We start from the raw sequence: 15,918 nt of genomic DNA, 5'->3' as shown, positions 1-15,918 counted from the left end.
CTCACGCGCCGAAGCCTCGTGCGAACGCGCCGGTGCCAATTACGCGGCGCGCAAACATCAGCGCGATGAAGGACGGCACCCACAGCATGACTGACAGTACGGCGCCGTATTGCACGACGATCTGATTGTTGATGAAGCTGATCATCAGCACCGGCATGGTGCGGACCTGAGGCGCGCCGACCAGCCAGGCGCCTTCGGTCTCGTAGAAGGTGCCGACGAAAGTCAAAAGCAGTGCGGCTGCGATCGTGGGTCCAGCCTGCGGCAGAGTGATCGACCAGAAGACGCGCAGCGGCGTGGCACCCGCATCGCGCGCCGCCTCTTCCATGCGCCGGTCGACATTCTGGAAGGCTGCGACCGGGATCCAGATCATCAGCATCAGCGTGCCGACAAGCTGGATCAGCACGACGCCCCAGAAGGTGCTGATCAAGCCGAGTTGCAGGAAGATGCCGGCAATGGCGACGAGCAGGCCGAATTTCGGGAAGGCATGCGATGCGAGGAACGACAGGAACAGGATGTTCCTGCCGGGAAAGCGCATGCGCGCGAAGGCGTAAGCCGCGGGAAGGCAGATCACGGCGGAAAGAATGGTGACCGTCGTCGTCAGTCGCAGGCTGAGGAAGAGCGCGTCCCAGACATCCGGACGCGCCAGCGTCTGGCCCCAGAAACGCAGGCCGAATTGCTGCGGGATCACCGATGGATAACGCCAGACCTCCGTGAAAGCCCATGTTCCGACGACGATCAGCGGCAGCGCGATGAACAGCGTCAGCAGGCACGCGAAGAGCATGCCGATCCAGTCGAAGCGAAGGTCCGTGCCCGATCTACCGGCACTCATGGCTGGGCCTCGCGGTTACGGACGATCGACCTGATATAGAAGATACCGAAGACCAGGCAGAAGCCGAAGGTGATGACGGCCTGGGTCATGGCGTTCAGCGGGTCGTTCATGTCGGCGAAGGTGCGCTGCATGAACGGCCCCATCATCTCCGGCGATGCGGAGCCCAGCACATAGGGCAGGGTGAAGGCGGAGAAGATGCCGAGCACGGCGAAGGACGCGGTCACCAGCAGGGAATTGCCCATGCGCGGCAGGATAATCGAGAGGAACACCCGGAGCGGCCCTGCGCCGACATCGCGTGCGGCCTCGATGGCGCTGTTCGAAACGGAGGAGAGCCCGGCCGTCAGCATCAGCACCGTCAAGGGAAGATTGTCCCAGACAAGGCCGATGACCGGTCCCCAGGGCGTCAGATAGGGCGTGCGCAGCTTGGGCAGGCTGACAGCGTTCAGCAACAGGTCGACGGTGCCGTTCGGCCCGATGGTCCTGATCAGCGCATAGGCGAGGATGATCGACGGCACGAACATCGGGAAGATCGCAAGAGCCTGCACATAGGCGGCAAGACGCCCTTGCGAGAACCGGAGGTAAAGCGCGATCGGAAGGCCGATCGCCAGAAGCAGAATGCCGCAGACGGCGGTGGTCCAGAGCGTCAGCCACAAATTGCCGAGGCTGTAGCTGTCGGTGAAGAAGAAGCGGTAGGAGGCAAGCGAGAATTCCATCGCGCCGTCAGGGCCTCGAACGAAGATCGTGCCGACGACCGCCGAAAAGATCGGAAAGACGATCAGCCATGCGAGCAGGAGGACCGGCAGGGCAACGAGGAGGAGCCCGATAGAGCTCCCCCTGTTGATGGACCGGTGACGGCGCAGAACCGCCGGCGCAGTATCAGTGGACATCAGGTGCGGCTGATGCCCGGAGCAACGTTGCGATACCAGCCGTCAGCGATCGCCTTTTCCCAGTCGCCGCCCGGGAAGGTCGGGATGGTCGCCGGAATGACGTCGGCATATTTCTTGCGGAGCTCGTCGGAGATGTGGTCCCAGGAGACGGCAGGGAAACCGCCGATCCCGGTGATGATCGCTTCCTGCATTTCCTTCGTCAGCATGAATGCGGCAAGCTTCAACGCCGCATCCTTGTTGGCGCCGTTCGAGAACACGGTGATGCTGGAGAAGCCGCCGCAAAGGGCAAGATCGCTAAGCTGCACAATGCCGGTCGTATCAGGCAATACGCCCTGGGAGATTGCCTGCAGCACCTGGTCCGACCAGACCGGCACCATGGTGACGACGCCCTGGGCGAGCAGTTGGATCGACTGGGTGTTGCCGGCCGTATAGGCGCCTTTGTCATAGAGCGCCGGGGCGAGGTCGTTGAGGATTTTCCAGGCCGGCGTCAGCGTCTCAGTGGCGAAGTCGGCGGTGAAATTGTCGATCTTGAACTTCTTCGGATCGCGGCCATTGGCCTCATGGATCGCGCGGCGTACGAAGTTTCCGCCCGAACCGCCCTTATCAGGACGGTTGTAAATGAACTGGCCCGGATTGGCCTTGATCCAGGCGGTGAGTTGATCCCAGCTCTTCGGCGCATCCTTCGGATCGAGCTTGGTCGTGTCGTAGGCGAGAAGGACCTGCGAACCGCGATAGGGAAGGGAGTAGGGAGTGTCGAAGGCAAGCGGGTTGATATGGTCGTAGCCCTCGATGTTCTCGCCGGAGAACTTCACCCAGAGGCCGGCATCGATGCCGCCGGACGGCAGGCGCGGATCGAATTGTTCGAAAAGGTCGGCCTGCGGATCGGTCTTCGTCTTCAGCGCGGCGAGCGCACGGTCGGCGATGGCGCGCAGACCGTTATTGTCGCCGGCATCGGTGACCTTCAGGGCAACACCCGGATGCGCCTTTTCGAAGGCCGGGCGGATGGAGTTGTTCCAGAGGTCGACGATGTTGGCATCCGAACCGCTGTAGAGATCGATCGTGCCGGCCGCAGCCGATGCGAAACGCGGAAGAGCCAGCAGACCGGCTGCAGCCGACGATGTGATCAGAAATTCGCGTCTATTCATAACCCGTCTCCATCAGGTGTCGAGGCTCAGCCTCCGCAGGATTGTCCAAGGCCTTGCTAGCGCCGGCGCGTAACATCGACATGACAGATCGGGCGTATCTGAGGGAAATTGCACAGCTGTGCTCTTTGCACCGTGTGGAAATCGGCGGCACGAGATACTATCTCTTGCGGAAAAGGAGATATCCAATGACCGAAGAACGTGCAGTCCTCGCCGGTGGTTGCTTCTGGGGCATGCAGGACCTCATCCGCCGATACAAGGGCGTGATTTCGACCCGCGTCGGCTATAGCGGCGGCGATGTGCCGAATGCCACCTACCGCAACCACGGAACCCATGCCGAGGCGATCGAGATCATCTTCGACCCCGCAAGGATCAGCTATCGGGAAATCCTCGAATTCTTCTTCCAGATCCACGACCCGAGCACGCGCAACCGCCAGGGTAATGATGTTGGCTTGAGCTACCGCTCGGCAATCTTCTACGTCACCCCTGAGCAGGAGCGCGTCGCCAAAGACACGATCGCCGATGTCGACGCATCAGGCCTGTGGCCCGGCAAGGTCGTCACCGAAGTCGTGCCGGTCAGCGATTTCTGGGAGGCCGAGCCCGAACACCAGGATTATCTGGAGCGGATTCCGAACGGCTATACCTGCCATTTCGTCCGGCCCGGCTGGAAACTGCCGGTCCGCCAGAAGATCGCCTGAAATTGATCAGAGCTCCATCGCCGCGCGGCTGGTTTCCAGAAGCGCGGCGACGAGATTTGCCCGTGGCGAGGATCGCGTCACCACGATGCCGACCGTGCGCACAGCGGACGAGCGGGGCAGGGGCAGCTTGACGATATCTAATCCCGCCGGCCAGGGCGGCGCCCAATCCGGCACGATCGAGATCCCGAGACCGCGGTCTACCATCACCGCTATCGCCTCCAGCGCGTCGAGTTCATAACGCTCGACCGGGCGGATGCCGATCTCGCGCAGATATTCGTCGGCGATATGACCACCCCACTGGTTGCGGTCGTAGCGGATGAAGGGCAGGGTCTGCAGCAGTTCGAGCGGATCCGCGCCCTCGCAGTCCCGCGGAGCGATCAGCACCAGGGGTTCCTGGCGCAGCTTGTTGAAGGTCAGCGTCTTCTGCATCGGAAATCGCGGCTCGATGATGAAGGCGGCATCCAGCGTGCCGCTGAGAACCTCGGCATAGAGATCCATCGACGCGCCCGGCTTGAGGAAGATTTCGATCAGCGGATAGTCCTGCGCAAGGCGGTGGAGAATGCCGGGAATGAGACCGGTCAGCGCCGTATTGATCGCCCCGATCCGCATCTCGCCCGAAATCGTCGCGGTACCGGCCATCGCCTTCAGGTCGCGTGTATCGCGCACCAGATCCCTGCAGCGGTCGAGAATGGCAAAACCCGCTTCCGTCGGCCGCATCACGCGGCCGGAGCGCACCAGCAGCCGCACCCCGAGCTCGGCCTCCAATGCGCGGATGCGCTGGGCCACAGCGGCAGGCGTAAGGTTCAGCCGCTGGGCCGCCTCCGCCAGCGAGTGCCGCTCGGCAACGACGATGAAGGTTTCGAGAAAACGTGTGTCCATCGATAGTTTTTCTATCTCTTGAACGAAGCAGAAGCGATATTTTATTTACAATCCATTGCTCCCAAAGATGGCCCCACCCTATGAGGAGATGGATGAAATGGATTTCGGCCTGAAGGACAAGACGGCCCTGGTGCTTGGCGCCGGCGGCGGACTGGGCAGTGCGATTGCCGCCAAGCTTGCGCGCGAAGGCGCCAGAATTGCCGCGGCGGATATCGATCTCGCCGCCGCTGAGAAGACCGCGGCTGCGATCGAATCCGAAGGTGGCAAGGCGCTCGCACTGCAATGGGACCTTTCCGATCTCGGTTCGATCGATGCCCATGTCGCTGCAATCGAGCGCCAGTTCGGACCGGTCGATATCCTCGTCAACAATACCGGTGGCCCACCGCCGACCACCGTCTCCGGCCAGGATCCAACGCTCTGGAACCAGTATTTCCAGAGCATGGTGCTCTCTGTCATCGCCATTACCGATCGGGTGCTGCCTGAGATGCGGGCGCGCAAATGGGGACGCATCGTCACCTCGACCTCGTCGGGCGTGGTCGCACCGATCCCCAATCTCGGCATTTCAAACGCGCTGCGCCTGTCGCTGGTGGGCTGGTCGAAAACGCTGGCGCGCGAGGTCGGGCGCGACGGCATCACCGTCAACATCGTCCTGCCCGGCCGGATCTCCACCGGCCGCATCACCTTCCTCGACGAACAGAAGGCCAAGCGCGAAAACCGCTCCATCGATGACGTCGTCACTGAGAGCACCGGCAGCATTCCGCTCGGCCGCTATGGCCGGCCGGAAGAATATGGCAATGTCGTCACCTTCCTGGCGAGCGAGCCTGCCTCCTATCTGACCGGATCGGTGATCCGCGTCGATGGCGGCATGATCCAGAGCATCTGACAGAAACCGAATTGGAACCGAACATCGATGGCCCTCAGCGCTGAAGCGATAACAACCCTCAAGACCGTCTCGACGGCGACCCTGACGACCGTTCTTCTGAAGAAGGGCCTGCGGAACGTCTGGATCCGCGGCGCCGTTCCGCTGAAGCCCGGCCAGCCGCGCATCGTCGGCCCGGCCTTCACCCTGCGCTTCGTTCCGGCTCGCGAAGATCTGGCGACGCCGGCATCCTGGGCCTCGCCGATCTCGACGCGCGCCGCGATCGAAGCGATGCCGGAAGGCTGTGTCGCCGTCGTCGACGCGATGGGCGTCACCGATGCCGGCATCTTCGGCGATATCCTCTGCGCCCGCATGCAGAAGAGAGGCGTTGCAGCCCTCGTCACCGACGGCGTCATACGCGACCTTGCCGGTGTGCTCGATGCCAACCTGCCGGTCTGGTGCCGCGGCGTCGCAGCACCCCCCTCGGTCGCCGGCCTCACCTTCGTCGCCTGGCAGCAGCCGATCGGCTGCGGCGGCGTTGCGGTCTTCCCCGACGACATCATCGTCGTCGACCAGGACGGCGCGGTGCTGATTCCGGCCGATCTGCTCGAGGTGGTGCTTGATGAAGCGCCGGAACAGGAGCGCATGGAAGCCTGGATCATGACCAGGATCGATGAAGGAGTGTCGCTGCCCGGCCTCTACCCGATGAACGCCGAAACCAAGGCGCTCTACGAGGCCTCGAAGAGGTAATCTCCAGGTCAGGCGGATTGAGGAGGTCGCGGCTTCGCGACCCCTCAGTTTGTTGAAAGTCTCATTCTTCACTCGGCGTCATCCTCGGCCTTGTGCCGAGGATCTGCTGAGCCGGCTGTAGATACTCGGGACAAGCCCGAGCATGACGAAAGAGGAGTTGGCCGCCTTTGTCAGCAGTCTGGCGGGTTTCAGCTTTGCGACCCCATTTTGCTGACTCCGATCTATAGCTGCTTCGGTAAGCTTCCGCCGCCGTTCAATACCGAGGCACATAATCCAGGCCGCCGTCGATCCGTGCCGGGCGTCCGTCGAGGAAAAGCTCGCCGATGCGCGGCGCTGAGCGGGCGATGACCTTGCCGCGGCGGATTACCGCCAGCCGGTTCGGCTTCAGCCGCAGCGCCTCCAGCGTGTCGCTGGCCTGGAGGATGACGAGGTCGGCGCTGCGTCCCTTTTCCAGGCCGTAACCTGCAATCCCCATCGTCTTCGCCGAATTGACGGTCAGCGCCTCAAAGATCTTCTTCTTGTCGTCGATGCCGGCCATCTGCGCGACATGGATCGCCATATGGCCGACCTCCAGCATGTCGCCCGACCCCATCGAATACCAGGGATCCATGACGCAATCGTGCCCGAAGGAAACATTGAGCCCCGCATCCATCAATTCGCGCACGCGAGTCATGCCGCGGCGTTTCGGATAGGTGTCGTGCCGGCCCTGCAGCATGATGTTGATCAGCGGATTGGGGATGACGTTGATCTCGGCCTCCGCCATCAGCGGAATGAGCTTGGAGACGTAATAATTGTCCATCGAGTGCATCGAGGTCAGATGCGAGCCGGCGACGCGTCCCTGCAGGCCGAAGCGGATGGTTTCCGCAGCCAGCGTTTCGATATGGCGCGACAGCGGATCGTCGGTTTCGTCGCAATGGATGTCGACCGGCAGGCCGCGATCGGCGGCGATGCGGCAGAGCGCTTCGACCGAAGCGGTCCCTTCGCCCATCGTCCGTTCGAAATGCGGAATGCCGCCGACGATATCGACGCCCATGTCGAGGGCTCGGTTGAGCGCGTCGATCGCGCCCGGCGAGCGGTAATAACCGTCCTGCGGGAAGGCGACCAGTTGGAGATCGATATAGGGCGCGACCTTCTCGCGCACCTCGATCATCGCCTCGACGGTCACCAGTCTGGGGTCACTGGTATCGACATGGCTGCGGATGAAGAGCAGGCCCTGCGTCACCGCCAGATCACAATAGCGCAGCGCACGATCGACCAGTTCTTCCTTCGTCACGATCGGGCGTAACTCTCCCCAGAGCGCGATGCCCTCGAGCAGCGTGCCGGATACGTTCATGCGCGGCAGGCCGAGCGACAGGGTGGCGTCCATGTGGAAATGCGGATCGACGAAGGGCGGGCTGACCAGCCGGTCGGTCGCGTCGATTTCTTCCCCCGCCTGCGCCTGGAGATTGTGCTCGACAGCGATGATCTTGCCGCCCTGGATGCCGATATCGATCCCCTTTCGGCCATCGGGGAGATTTGCATTTCTGACGATCAGATCGAACATCGGAGCCTCATTGGGTGGATTGTTTCAGCGTTCGCCGCGGCGAAAGGGCTGCATCAGTGCCTGTGGAACGCGGGCGCGGCGGGCCATGACGGCAAGGGCGGCAATCGAAAGGATATAGGGCGTCATCAGAAAGAGCTGATAGGGCACGAGCCCGCTCAGCGCGGTTTGCAGCCGAAGCTGAAAGGCATCGAAGAAGGCGAAGAGCAGGGCGCCGAACAGCGCGCGGCCCGGCCGCCAGGAGGCGAAGACGACAAGCGCGATGCAGATCCAGCCGCGTCCTTGCACCATTGTGGGGAAAAAGCTGTTGAAGGCCGACAGTGTCAGGAAAGCGCCGCCCATTCCCATCAGCGCGCTCCCGGCAATCACCGCACCGTAGCGCACCTTCATCGGATTGACGCCTTGGGCTTCGGCCGCATGCGGGTTCTCGCCGGTCATGCGGATTGCAAGGCCGACTGGCGTGCGGAAGATGATGTAGGCCATCAGCAGGGCAATGGCGATCGCGAGATAGGTCGGCGCCGTCTGCGTGAAGAAGGCCGGCCCGATGAACGGCAATGTCGAGAGACCGGGAATGGCGATCGGCTGGAACGGCACGATGGTGGGCGGAGTATTGGCAAGCGGCACGATCAGCCGGAAGACATAATAGCTGAAGCTGGAGGCAAACAGCGTGACGCCGAGTCCGGAGACATGCTGGGAGAGACCCAACGTCACCGTCAGGCCCGCGTGCAGCAGACCGAAGACGCCGCCGGCCAGCGCCGCAATCAGCAGGCCGGTCCAGAGATCGGCGCCGTGATAGACGGAAAGCCAGCCGATCATCGCGCCGAAGGTCATGATGCCTTCGATGCCGAGATTGAGCACGCCCGCCCGCTCGCAGAGCAAGGCGCCGAGCGTGCCGAAAATCAGCGGCGTGGCGATCCGCAGGATCGCCGCCCAGAGCCCGGCGGAGGCGATGATGTCGAACAGCTGCATCAGCGCCGGATCCTGTATTGGGTAAAGAACAAGGCAATCAGCATCGTCAGCAGCGACAACGCCACCGTGACATCGGCGATATAGGTCGGGATGCCGAGGCCGCGGCTCATGCCGTCCGCACCCACGAACATGGTGGCCGTGAAAATGGCGGCGAAGACGACGCCGAGTGGATTGAGGTTGGCAAGCATGGCGACGACGATACCGGCATAGCCGAAGCCTGGCGACAGGTCGGTTGTCACATAACCCTTGACCCCCATCACCTCGATCGCTCCCGCCAACCCTGCAAGCCCGCCCGAGAAACAGGCGACCTTCACCAGCGTTCTGCCGAGGGGGACGCCGGCGAAGACGGCACCGGCGGGATTGAGGCCCGCAGCGCGCGACTGCATGCCGAACACGGTGCGGGACTGGATGAAATGGACGATGATGGCCAGCGCGATCGCGATCGCAAAGCCGATATGCAGGCGCGAGCGGGCGATCAGCTTCGGCAGCATGGCGTGATCACTGACGGATTGCGACTGCGGCCAGCCAAAGGCCAGCGGATCCTTGAGAACGCCATCGATCAGCATCGAGACGAACAGCACGGCTATGAAGTTCAAGAGCAAGCTGGTGACGACTTCATCGACCGAGAAGCGCAGCCTGAGCCAGAGCGGGATCAGGATCAGCACCATGCCCGCAATGGCGCCGACCAGCAGCAGCAGCGGAATGAGGATGGGGGCGGGAAGGTTGCCGAACAGTTTCGAGCTTGCCGCCGCAACGGCGATGGCGCCGAGATAGAACTGGCCCTCGGCGCCGATATTCCAGAGCCGCGCCCGGAAAGCGACAGCGGCGGCAAGCCCCGTCAGCATCAGCGGCGTTGCCCGCGTCAGCGTTTCGGTCGCCGACAGCCGGGAGCCGAAGGCGCCCGTCAGGATGCGCCAATAGGCATCCACAACAGGCGCGCCGGCGATTGATATCAGGATGCCGGCCAGCGCCAGCGCTGCGATGACCGCGATCACTGGCGTGACGATCAGCAGGTAAAGCGGACGGTGTTCGCGGCGCTCAAATCGCATGGCCGGCCTCTGAGGTTTGCTGCCATTCGCCGGCCATCATCAGCCCCAGCCTGCGGGCATCGGCGTCTTCAGCCGCGACGGGTGGGGACAGGCGGCCCCCGACGATGGCCTGTATGCGATCGGCAAGCGCGATCACCTCGTCGAGGTCTTCCGAGATCAGCAGCACGGCGGTACCCTGCCGGCGGGCTTCGAGCAGGCGTGCGTGCACGGCCGCAACGGCTCCTTCATCGAGGCCGCGCGCGGGCTGCGCGGCAATCAGGATGCGCGGCCGCCGATGCAGGTTGCGGCCGAGAATGAGCTTCTGCATATTGCCGCCGGAAAGCAGCCGGGTGCGGATGGCAGGGCCGCCGCCGCGGACATCGAATCCGTCGATGATCTCCCTGGCAAAGGCCATGCCTGCCTTGCGATTGACGAGACCACGGCGCGAAAAGGCCGGCGATGCGATGCGCTCCAGCACGACGTTTTCCCAGATCGCCATTTCGCCGATCACGCCCTCCTCGTTGCGGTCCTCGGGAATGCGTCCGATGCCGGCGTCGACGACATCGGAAACACCGAGATTACCGACGCTTTCCCCGAACAGCAGGAGGTCGCCGCCGCTGCGCGCCACTATGCCGGAGAGGAAATGCGCCAGTGCCGCCTGGCCATTGCCGGAAACGCCGATGATACCGAGGATCTCGCCCTGGTGTAGCCGGAAGCTGATCGCCTTCAGCCGATCGACGCCGCCGCTACGCACCGTCACATCGAAGGCTTCGAGGGCAACCGCACCCGGTGTCGACGACTCGCGCACGGGCCGCGTCACACGGCGCCCGACCATCAGTTCGGCGAGTTCCGCCTTGCTGGTGTCCGACGCCTTGCGTTCGGCGACCATCTTGCCGCCGCGGAGCACGACGATGCGGTCGGCAGCCGCCATCACCTCGTCGAGCTTGTGCGAGATGAAGATCAGAGACAGGCCCTGGCGGGCCATTTCCCTCAGCGTCGTGAACAGCCGTTCGGCCTCGATATTGGTCAGCACCGCCGTCGGCTCGTCGAGGATCAGGATGCGGGCATCGTTATAGAGCGCTTTGAGGATCTCGACGCGCTGCTGTTCGCCGACCGACAGGTCGCCAAGGCGGGCATCCGGATCGACCTTGAGGCCGAAACGTTCGGAAATTGTGAGCAGCTTCTTCCGTGCAGCTGACGTTCCCGAGCGCCAGGACCACAGTCTTTCCGTGCCGGTCATGACATTTTCGAGAACGGTCAGATTGGGCGCGAGCGAGAAATGCTGATGCACCATGCCGACGCCGGCGCGGATCGCTGCGCGCGGCTTGCCCTGCGGTACCTCCGTGCCCTCGATCAGAATGCGGCCGGCGTCCGGCATGTAGTGGCCGAAGAGGATGCTCATCAGTGTGGTCTTGCCGGCACCGTTTTCGCCGAGCAAGGCCACGACCTCACCCTTGGCGAGCGTCATGGAGATATCGTCATTGGCGAGATTGTCGCCGAAGCGCTTGCTGACGCCGATAATTTCCAGAACAGGCCCGGTCATGACGGCAGTCCCGCAATGGGAAAACGATGCTGCCACCGCCTCTCGGCCTCCAGGCGTGCGGCAAGCGACAGCAGACGCAGTTCGTGACCCATCGGCGCCATGAGCTGCACTGGCAGCGGCATGGCGTGCTCATCCTGTCCGAAAGGCAGTGTCAAAGCAGGAAAACCCGAAATATTGGCGAGGCAGGCAAGCGGCGCAAATGCCGTCATCCGCTCGAGATGCAGATCCGTGTCGGCATGATCGGACGGAAAGGAGCCTATCACAAGAGGCGCGGAAGACAGCATCGGCATCAGGATGCAATCGACCCTGTCGAACAGCGCCCAGAGCTTACCGCTCACCTGGACGGCCTCGTTCAACGTGTTCCAGAGCGATGTCGCTGAGAGTGCCCGTCCGCGCGCCGCGAAGGCCTGCGTCAGAGGCTCGGCCCTGCTTTCATCAAGCGCCGCCGCCTTGATGAGTGCCGCGAGGTTGACGGAGACGATATCGGCGAAGGCGCGGCCGCTGGCAGAGATGCTCCATTCGAAATCGGCCCAGCTCAGCGGAACGATTTCGTGTCCGTCGTTCTCCAGCGCACGGGCCGCACCTTCCACGGCTTCGAGCCGAACGTTGTCTGTCGGGTAGGCCGATCCGGTATCGGCAAGCAGGCCGATCCGCAAACGGCCGTTATCGCTATCGGCAGGGGAGGGGTCAGGAAAGGGTCCTCGTGATTTGCCGCTCAGCCTGTCGAAAATCAGCGCGGTATCCCGAACCGAGCGGCAGACCGCGAGTTCGCTGGCGATACCGGCCAAGTGGTTGCCGAAGGATGGCCCGCCGGGAATGGCGCCGCGCGTCGGCTTCATTCCGACGAGGCCGCAGCAGGCGGCGGGCACACGGATCGAACCGCCGGCATCGGTCGCATGGGCAATCGCGACGATACCGGCGGCAACCGCTGCCGCCGCACCGCCGGAGGAGCCGCCCGCGGTTCGTGTCGGATCGAGTGGGTTGCGACAGACAGGCCCGATCGCCGGTTCGCTGGCGAGCGACAGGCCGAATTCCGGGCTCGTCGTCAGGCCGAACAGACAGAAGCCGGCGTCGCGGAACCGGGCAGCCAGATCGGAATCCGCTTCGCCGCCCTTTCTTTCGAAGAGACGGGAGCCGGCCGTGACCGGCAGCCCGGCAAAAGGGCCGCCAAGATCCTTCGCCAAGGTCGGCACACCGGCGAAAGGCCTGATGGAAAAGCGATCGGGCTCTTTCCGTCGCTCGCTGTCGCGGGCCTCCGCCGAGGCTCGGCCCATGACGGCATCAAGATAGGCGATCGCGTCGAGCGGCTCCTGCAGCACGGCTGCGGCAAGGGACGCCTCCATCGCCTCCGCAGCGCTCAGGCTGCCATGCCTGATCGCCGCCACCAGATCCGTCGCATCGCCACGCATCAGCCGAATTACTTGGGCTCGTCCATCATCTTCGGAACTTCGAAGGTGCCGGCCTTGATCTCCGCCCGCTTGGCTTCCATGGCAGCCTCCGCCTCGGCGGGCGCGACACCCTTCACGAAGACGATATCGCTGCCGCCTTCCTTCATCAGGCCGTAGGACGTGTAGTTTCTGCCGACCGGTTTTCCGGCAGCGACATCGGCGATCGCAGCGTCCAGGATCGGCCGGAAATACCACATGGCGTTGGCAAACACCGTATCGGGATAACGCGGCGTATAGTCGATCAGCGAGCCGACCGACTTGATGCCGCGCTCCTTGGCGGCATCGGCCGTGCCGATACGCTCGCCGAACAGAATGTCGGCGCCGGCGTCGATCTGGGCAAGGCCGGCTTCACGGGCCTTCGGCGGATCGAAGAAGGTGCCGATGAAGGAGACGAGGTGCTTTGCGTCCGGGTTGACCGCCTTGACGCCCGCCGCGAACGCATTGATCAGCATGTTGACCTCGGGGATCGGAATGGCGCCGACCGAACCGACGACGTTCGACTTGGTCATCTTGCCCGCCAGCATGCCGGCGAGATAGGCGCCGTCATGGTTCCAGGTGCCGAAGACGCCGAAATTGTCGCCGGCCTGCTCGCCGCTCGAACCCAGCACGAAAGCGGTGTCGGGATAGTCGGTCGCGACCTGCCGGGCCTCTTTCTCCACCGCATAGGCCTCGCCGATGATCAGCTTGTTGCCCTGTTCGGCATATTCGCGCATGGCGCGCGGATAATCGGTGCCGGAGACTCCTTCGGAGAAGACATATTCGATCACGCCTTCCTTGGCCGCGTCCTGCAGGGCCTTGTGCAGACAGGAGTTCCAGGCATTTTCGACCGGCGACGCATGAATGCCGGCAACCTTCAGCGGCGCAGCCGCCCTTGCCAGCGGGGCAAAGCCGCTGACCCCAAGCGCAATGCCGGAAGCGATCACTGCCCGGCGTGAAATCAGGATATCTTTGGTCATTGATTGTTCCCCTTTTTTACCATTTGGTTCAAAAATCATAGTAGCGCCCAAAAATGTGTCAAGCAGCAAACAGGCTTAAAAATCAGGCTGTTCGACCCATGCTCGCCGCCGGCTCATCGAAGCGCGGAGGCGATGGGCTGGATTTACAAGGTGTTATGTCTTGGCGTGACGACATCGGCAGGATATGCAAGGATCATTGGGGCTGGGGGACATGAAATGGGGGAAGAAGAGGGCGCCTCGCGGCGGCCGATCGCGAGCCGGTCGTCGTCTTGGGCCATCGGCCTCAGCGCGTGGCTGGCGCGGAGCGGCGCGACACCGAACGGCATTTCGCTCTTATCGGTCGTATTCGCGGGTATAGGCGCAGCGCTCATCGCTTTCACAACACATCCGATCGCCATGGTTTGTGCCGCGATCTCGGTGCAACTGCGGCTCGTTTGCAATCTGCTGGACGGAATGGTCGCGATCGAAGGCGGCAAGAAAACCAAGAGCGGGCCGCTCTACAACGAATTCCCCGACCGAGTCGCCGACAGCCTGTTTCTCGTCGCCGCCGGCTATGCCTGCGGCTTTGGCTGGCTAGGCTGGCTGACTGCGCTGCTCGCCGCACTCACCGCCTATATCAGGGTCTTCGGAGGATCGGTCGGTCTTCCCCAGGACTTCAGCGGCGTCATGGCCAAGCAGCGCCGCATGGCGGTGCTGACGGCGGGCCTCCTCGCCCAGAGCGTCGAGACGCTGATATCAGGCAGCCACTGGTCGCTGATCCTGGCATGCGCGGTCATCACGGCCGGCAGCCTTGTCACCTGCATCACACGCACGATAACGCTTGCCCGTTCCCTGGAGAGACTATGATCGCGCTCATCCGTCGCCTTCTCGTGCTGTTCGTCCGTATCCTGGTCGGCGCCCGAAGCGAGTGGCGGGGCTGCGCGCCCGATCCCAGCCGCCGCATCTATTTCGCCAATCACAACAGCCATATCGATACCGTCGCCGTCATGGCCGCCTTGCCCTGGCCGGTGCGCCGGATGACCCATCCGGTTGCGGCGCGCGATTATTGGGGAACGAGCGCCTTTCGCCGTTTCATCGCAGAGAAAGGCCTGCGCGCCGTGTTGATAGACCGCAAGCCTCCGCCGGACACCGACCCGCTGGCTCCGATAGAGCGCCTGCTTGAGGAGGGGCGCTCAGTCCTGATTTTCCCGGAAGGAACGAGAAGCACCACCGATGAGATCGCCCCGTTCCGCAGCGGCATCTTTCGCCTTGCCTGCCGTTTCCCCGATGTCGATCTGGTGCCGATCCATCTCGACAACCTCCAGCGCATCCTGCCCAAGGGAAGCATGCTGATCGTGCCGATCACCTGCACGGCGCGCTTCGGCAAACCGCTGCGCGTCGAACCGGGCGAGGAAAAGGCTGAATTCCTGGCGCGCGCCCGTGCCGCTGTCATCGAACTCGCGGATGGGGGGCACACCGCATGACCAGTATGTTCTCTCTCGTGCTAGCCGCTATCCTCGGCCTGCTTGCCGTCGCCTCCGCCATCGGTTTCATCCTGCAGCGACGCGCGACAGAACCCGGCTCCGTCGCCACCGTTCAGAACCTCAACGCCCGTATCCGCTCCTGGTGGATCATGGTCGCCGTGTTCGGCGGCGCGATCCTGCTCGGCGACACGGCGACGGTCATCCTGTTCGCATTTCTATCCTTCATGGCGCTTCGCGAATTCTGGACGCTGACACCATCGCGGCGCGGCGATCATCTGGCGCTTTTCCTGTCCTTCTTCGTTGTGCTGCCGCTGCATTACGTGCTGCTCGGAACGGAGTGGTACGGCCTGTTTGCGATCTTCATCCCGGTCTATGCCTTCCTGATCCTGCCGGCGGTGGCGACATTGACGGGTGACGTCAACGAATTCCTCGCCCGCAGCGCCAGGGTGCAATGGGGATTGATGCTGACGGTCTATTCGATCAGCCACGCTCCCGCACTCCTTATGCTGGAGACCGGCACGCCGTCCGCACTTCTCCTCGTCTATCTGGTCGTGGTCGTACAGCTCAGCGACGTCTTCCAGTATGTCTGGGGTAAGCTCCTCGGAAAGCACCGTTTCTCGCCGAATATCAGCCCGTCGAAGACGATCGAAGGGCTGGTCGGAGGCGGCGCCTCCGCCATCCTCGTCGGAACACTGCTTTATCGACTGACGCCGTTCTCGCCGCTGCAGGCCGCTGCCATCAGCACGGTCATCGTCGTCGCGGGCTTCTTCGGCGGCTTCGTGCTCTCGGCCATCAAGCGCGATCTCAATGCCAAGGACTGGGGATATGTGATCGAGGGCCATGGCGGCGTGCTCGACCGCCTGGACTCCATCACCTTCGCCGCACCGCTGTTCTTCCACATCGTCCGCTATTGGTTCACCACCTGAG

The 15,918-nt window shown here is 63.2% G+C and carries 16 protein-coding genes; 6 read left to right on the top strand and 10 right to left on the bottom strand.

Annotation, left to right across the window (positions count from 1 at the left end; genetic code table 11):
• Position 1: 1 nt before the first annotated feature.
• The 3 genes from RL_RS26910 to RL_RS26900 are packed head-to-tail and all read right to left on the bottom strand — an operon-like array spanning position 2 to position 2,861.
• Entirely contained in the window at positions 2-829 is an 828-nt protein-coding gene (locus RL_RS26910) for an ABC transporter permease (protein WP_011649734.1), read from the bottom strand.
• Complete coding sequence (locus RL_RS26905) at positions 826-1,716, bottom strand: ABC transporter permease (RefSeq protein ID WP_011649733.1); 891 nt, start codon at positions 1,714-1,716, stop codon at positions 826-828. The genes RL_RS26910 and RL_RS26905 overlap by 4 nt, the downstream gene beginning before the upstream one ends.
• Complete coding sequence (locus RL_RS26900) at positions 1,716-2,861, bottom strand: extracellular solute-binding protein (protein WP_011649732.1); 1,146 nt, start codon at positions 2,859-2,861, stop codon at positions 1,716-1,718. The genes RL_RS26905 and RL_RS26900 overlap by 1 nt, the downstream gene beginning before the upstream one ends.
• A 185-nt stretch (positions 2,862-3,046) precedes the next feature.
• On the opposite strand from RL_RS26900, the gene msrA reads away from it, so the two are divergent.
• Entirely contained in the window at positions 3,047-3,556 is a 510-nt protein-coding gene (gene msrA, locus RL_RS26895) for a peptide-methionine (S)-S-oxide reductase MsrA (RefSeq protein ID WP_011649731.1), read from the top strand.
• A gap of 6 nt (positions 3,557-3,562) precedes the next feature.
• Here the strand turns inward: msrA and RL_RS26890 are convergent, their stop codons facing one another.
• Positions 3,563-4,435: a LysR family transcriptional regulator gene (locus tag RL_RS26890; RefSeq protein WP_011649730.1), complete on the bottom strand. Its 873-nt coding sequence runs from the start codon at positions 4,433-4,435 to the stop codon at positions 3,563-3,565.
• Positions 4,436-4,532: 97 nt separating this feature from the next.
• Between RL_RS26890 and RL_RS26885 the strand changes: the two genes are divergently transcribed.
• Together RL_RS26885 and RL_RS26880 are read left to right on the top strand one after the other, a co-directional pair.
• Complete coding sequence (locus tag RL_RS26885) at positions 4,533-5,318, top strand: SDR family oxidoreductase (protein ID WP_011649729.1); 786 nt, start codon at positions 4,533-4,535, stop codon at positions 5,316-5,318.
• Positions 5,319-5,345: 27 nt separating this feature from the next.
• Positions 5,346-6,044, top strand: coding sequence for a ribonuclease activity regulator RraA (locus tag RL_RS26880; protein WP_011649728.1), 699 nt, complete (start codon positions 5,346-5,348; stop codon positions 6,042-6,044).
• Positions 6,045-6,297: 253 nt separating this feature from the next.
• On the opposite strand, the gene RL_RS26875 is transcribed toward RL_RS26880, so the two are convergent.
• Genes RL_RS26875 through RL_RS26850 form a run of 6 tightly spaced genes read right to left on the bottom strand, consistent with a single transcriptional unit; the run spans position 6,298 to position 13,528 of the window.
• Positions 6,298-7,587, bottom strand: coding sequence for an amidohydrolase family protein (locus RL_RS26875; protein ID WP_011649727.1), 1,290 nt, complete (start codon positions 7,585-7,587; stop codon positions 6,298-6,300).
• A gap of 24 nt (positions 7,588-7,611) precedes the next feature.
• Positions 7,612-8,556 (bottom strand): ABC transporter permease, encoded by a 945-nt coding sequence (locus RL_RS26870; protein ID WP_028743404.1) that lies wholly within the window; start codon positions 8,554-8,556, stop codon positions 7,612-7,614.
• A complete protein-coding gene (locus RL_RS26865) occupies positions 8,553-9,602 on the bottom strand; it encodes an ABC transporter permease (RefSeq protein ID WP_011649725.1) in 1,050 nt (349 codons plus the stop codon). Before RL_RS26865 ends, RL_RS26870 begins: the two co-directional genes overlap by 4 nt.
• Entirely contained in the window at positions 9,592-11,124 is a 1,533-nt protein-coding gene (locus tag RL_RS26860) for an ABC transporter ATP-binding protein (protein ID WP_011649724.1), read from the bottom strand. Before RL_RS26860 ends, RL_RS26865 begins: the two co-directional genes overlap by 11 nt.
• Positions 11,121-12,533: an amidase gene (locus tag RL_RS26855; protein WP_011649723.1), complete on the bottom strand. Its 1,413-nt coding sequence runs from the start codon at positions 12,531-12,533 to the stop codon at positions 11,121-11,123. Before RL_RS26855 ends, RL_RS26860 begins: the two co-directional genes overlap by 4 nt.
• Positions 12,534-12,541: 8 nt before the next feature.
• Complete coding sequence (locus RL_RS26850; protein WP_011649722.1) at positions 12,542-13,528, bottom strand: BMP family protein; 987 nt, start codon at positions 13,526-13,528, stop codon at positions 12,542-12,544.
• 216 nt (positions 13,529-13,744) lie between these two features.
• Between RL_RS26850 and RL_RS26845 the strand changes: the two genes are divergently transcribed.
• From RL_RS26845 to RL_RS26835, 3 genes are read left to right on the top strand one after another with little or no spacing between them, the layout of a single operon-like run.
• A complete protein-coding gene (locus RL_RS26845; protein WP_032993262.1) occupies positions 13,745-14,374 on the top strand; it encodes a CDP-alcohol phosphatidyltransferase family protein in 630 nt (209 codons plus the stop codon).
• The gene (locus RL_RS26840; RefSeq protein ID WP_011649720.1) at positions 14,371-14,991 is read left to right on the top strand and encodes a lysophospholipid acyltransferase family protein; all 621 of its coding nucleotides are present in this window, start codon (positions 14,371-14,373) and stop codon (positions 14,989-14,991) included. The genes RL_RS26845 and RL_RS26840 overlap by 4 nt, the downstream gene beginning before the upstream one ends.
• Positions 14,988-15,917 (top strand): phosphatidate cytidylyltransferase, encoded by a 930-nt coding sequence (locus RL_RS26835; RefSeq protein ID WP_011649719.1) that lies wholly within the window; start codon positions 14,988-14,990, stop codon positions 15,915-15,917. Before RL_RS26840 ends, RL_RS26835 begins: the two co-directional genes overlap by 4 nt.
• Position 15,918 lies beyond the last annotated feature (1 nt).

It is taken from the genome of Rhizobium johnstonii 3841 (assembly GCF_000009265.1).
Taxonomy (GTDB): domain Bacteria; phylum Pseudomonadota; class Alphaproteobacteria; order Rhizobiales; family Rhizobiaceae; genus Rhizobium; species Rhizobium acaciae.
The sequence above is the reverse complement of the archived record's forward strand: the minus strand, read 5'-3'. Positions and strand labels throughout refer to the sequence as shown.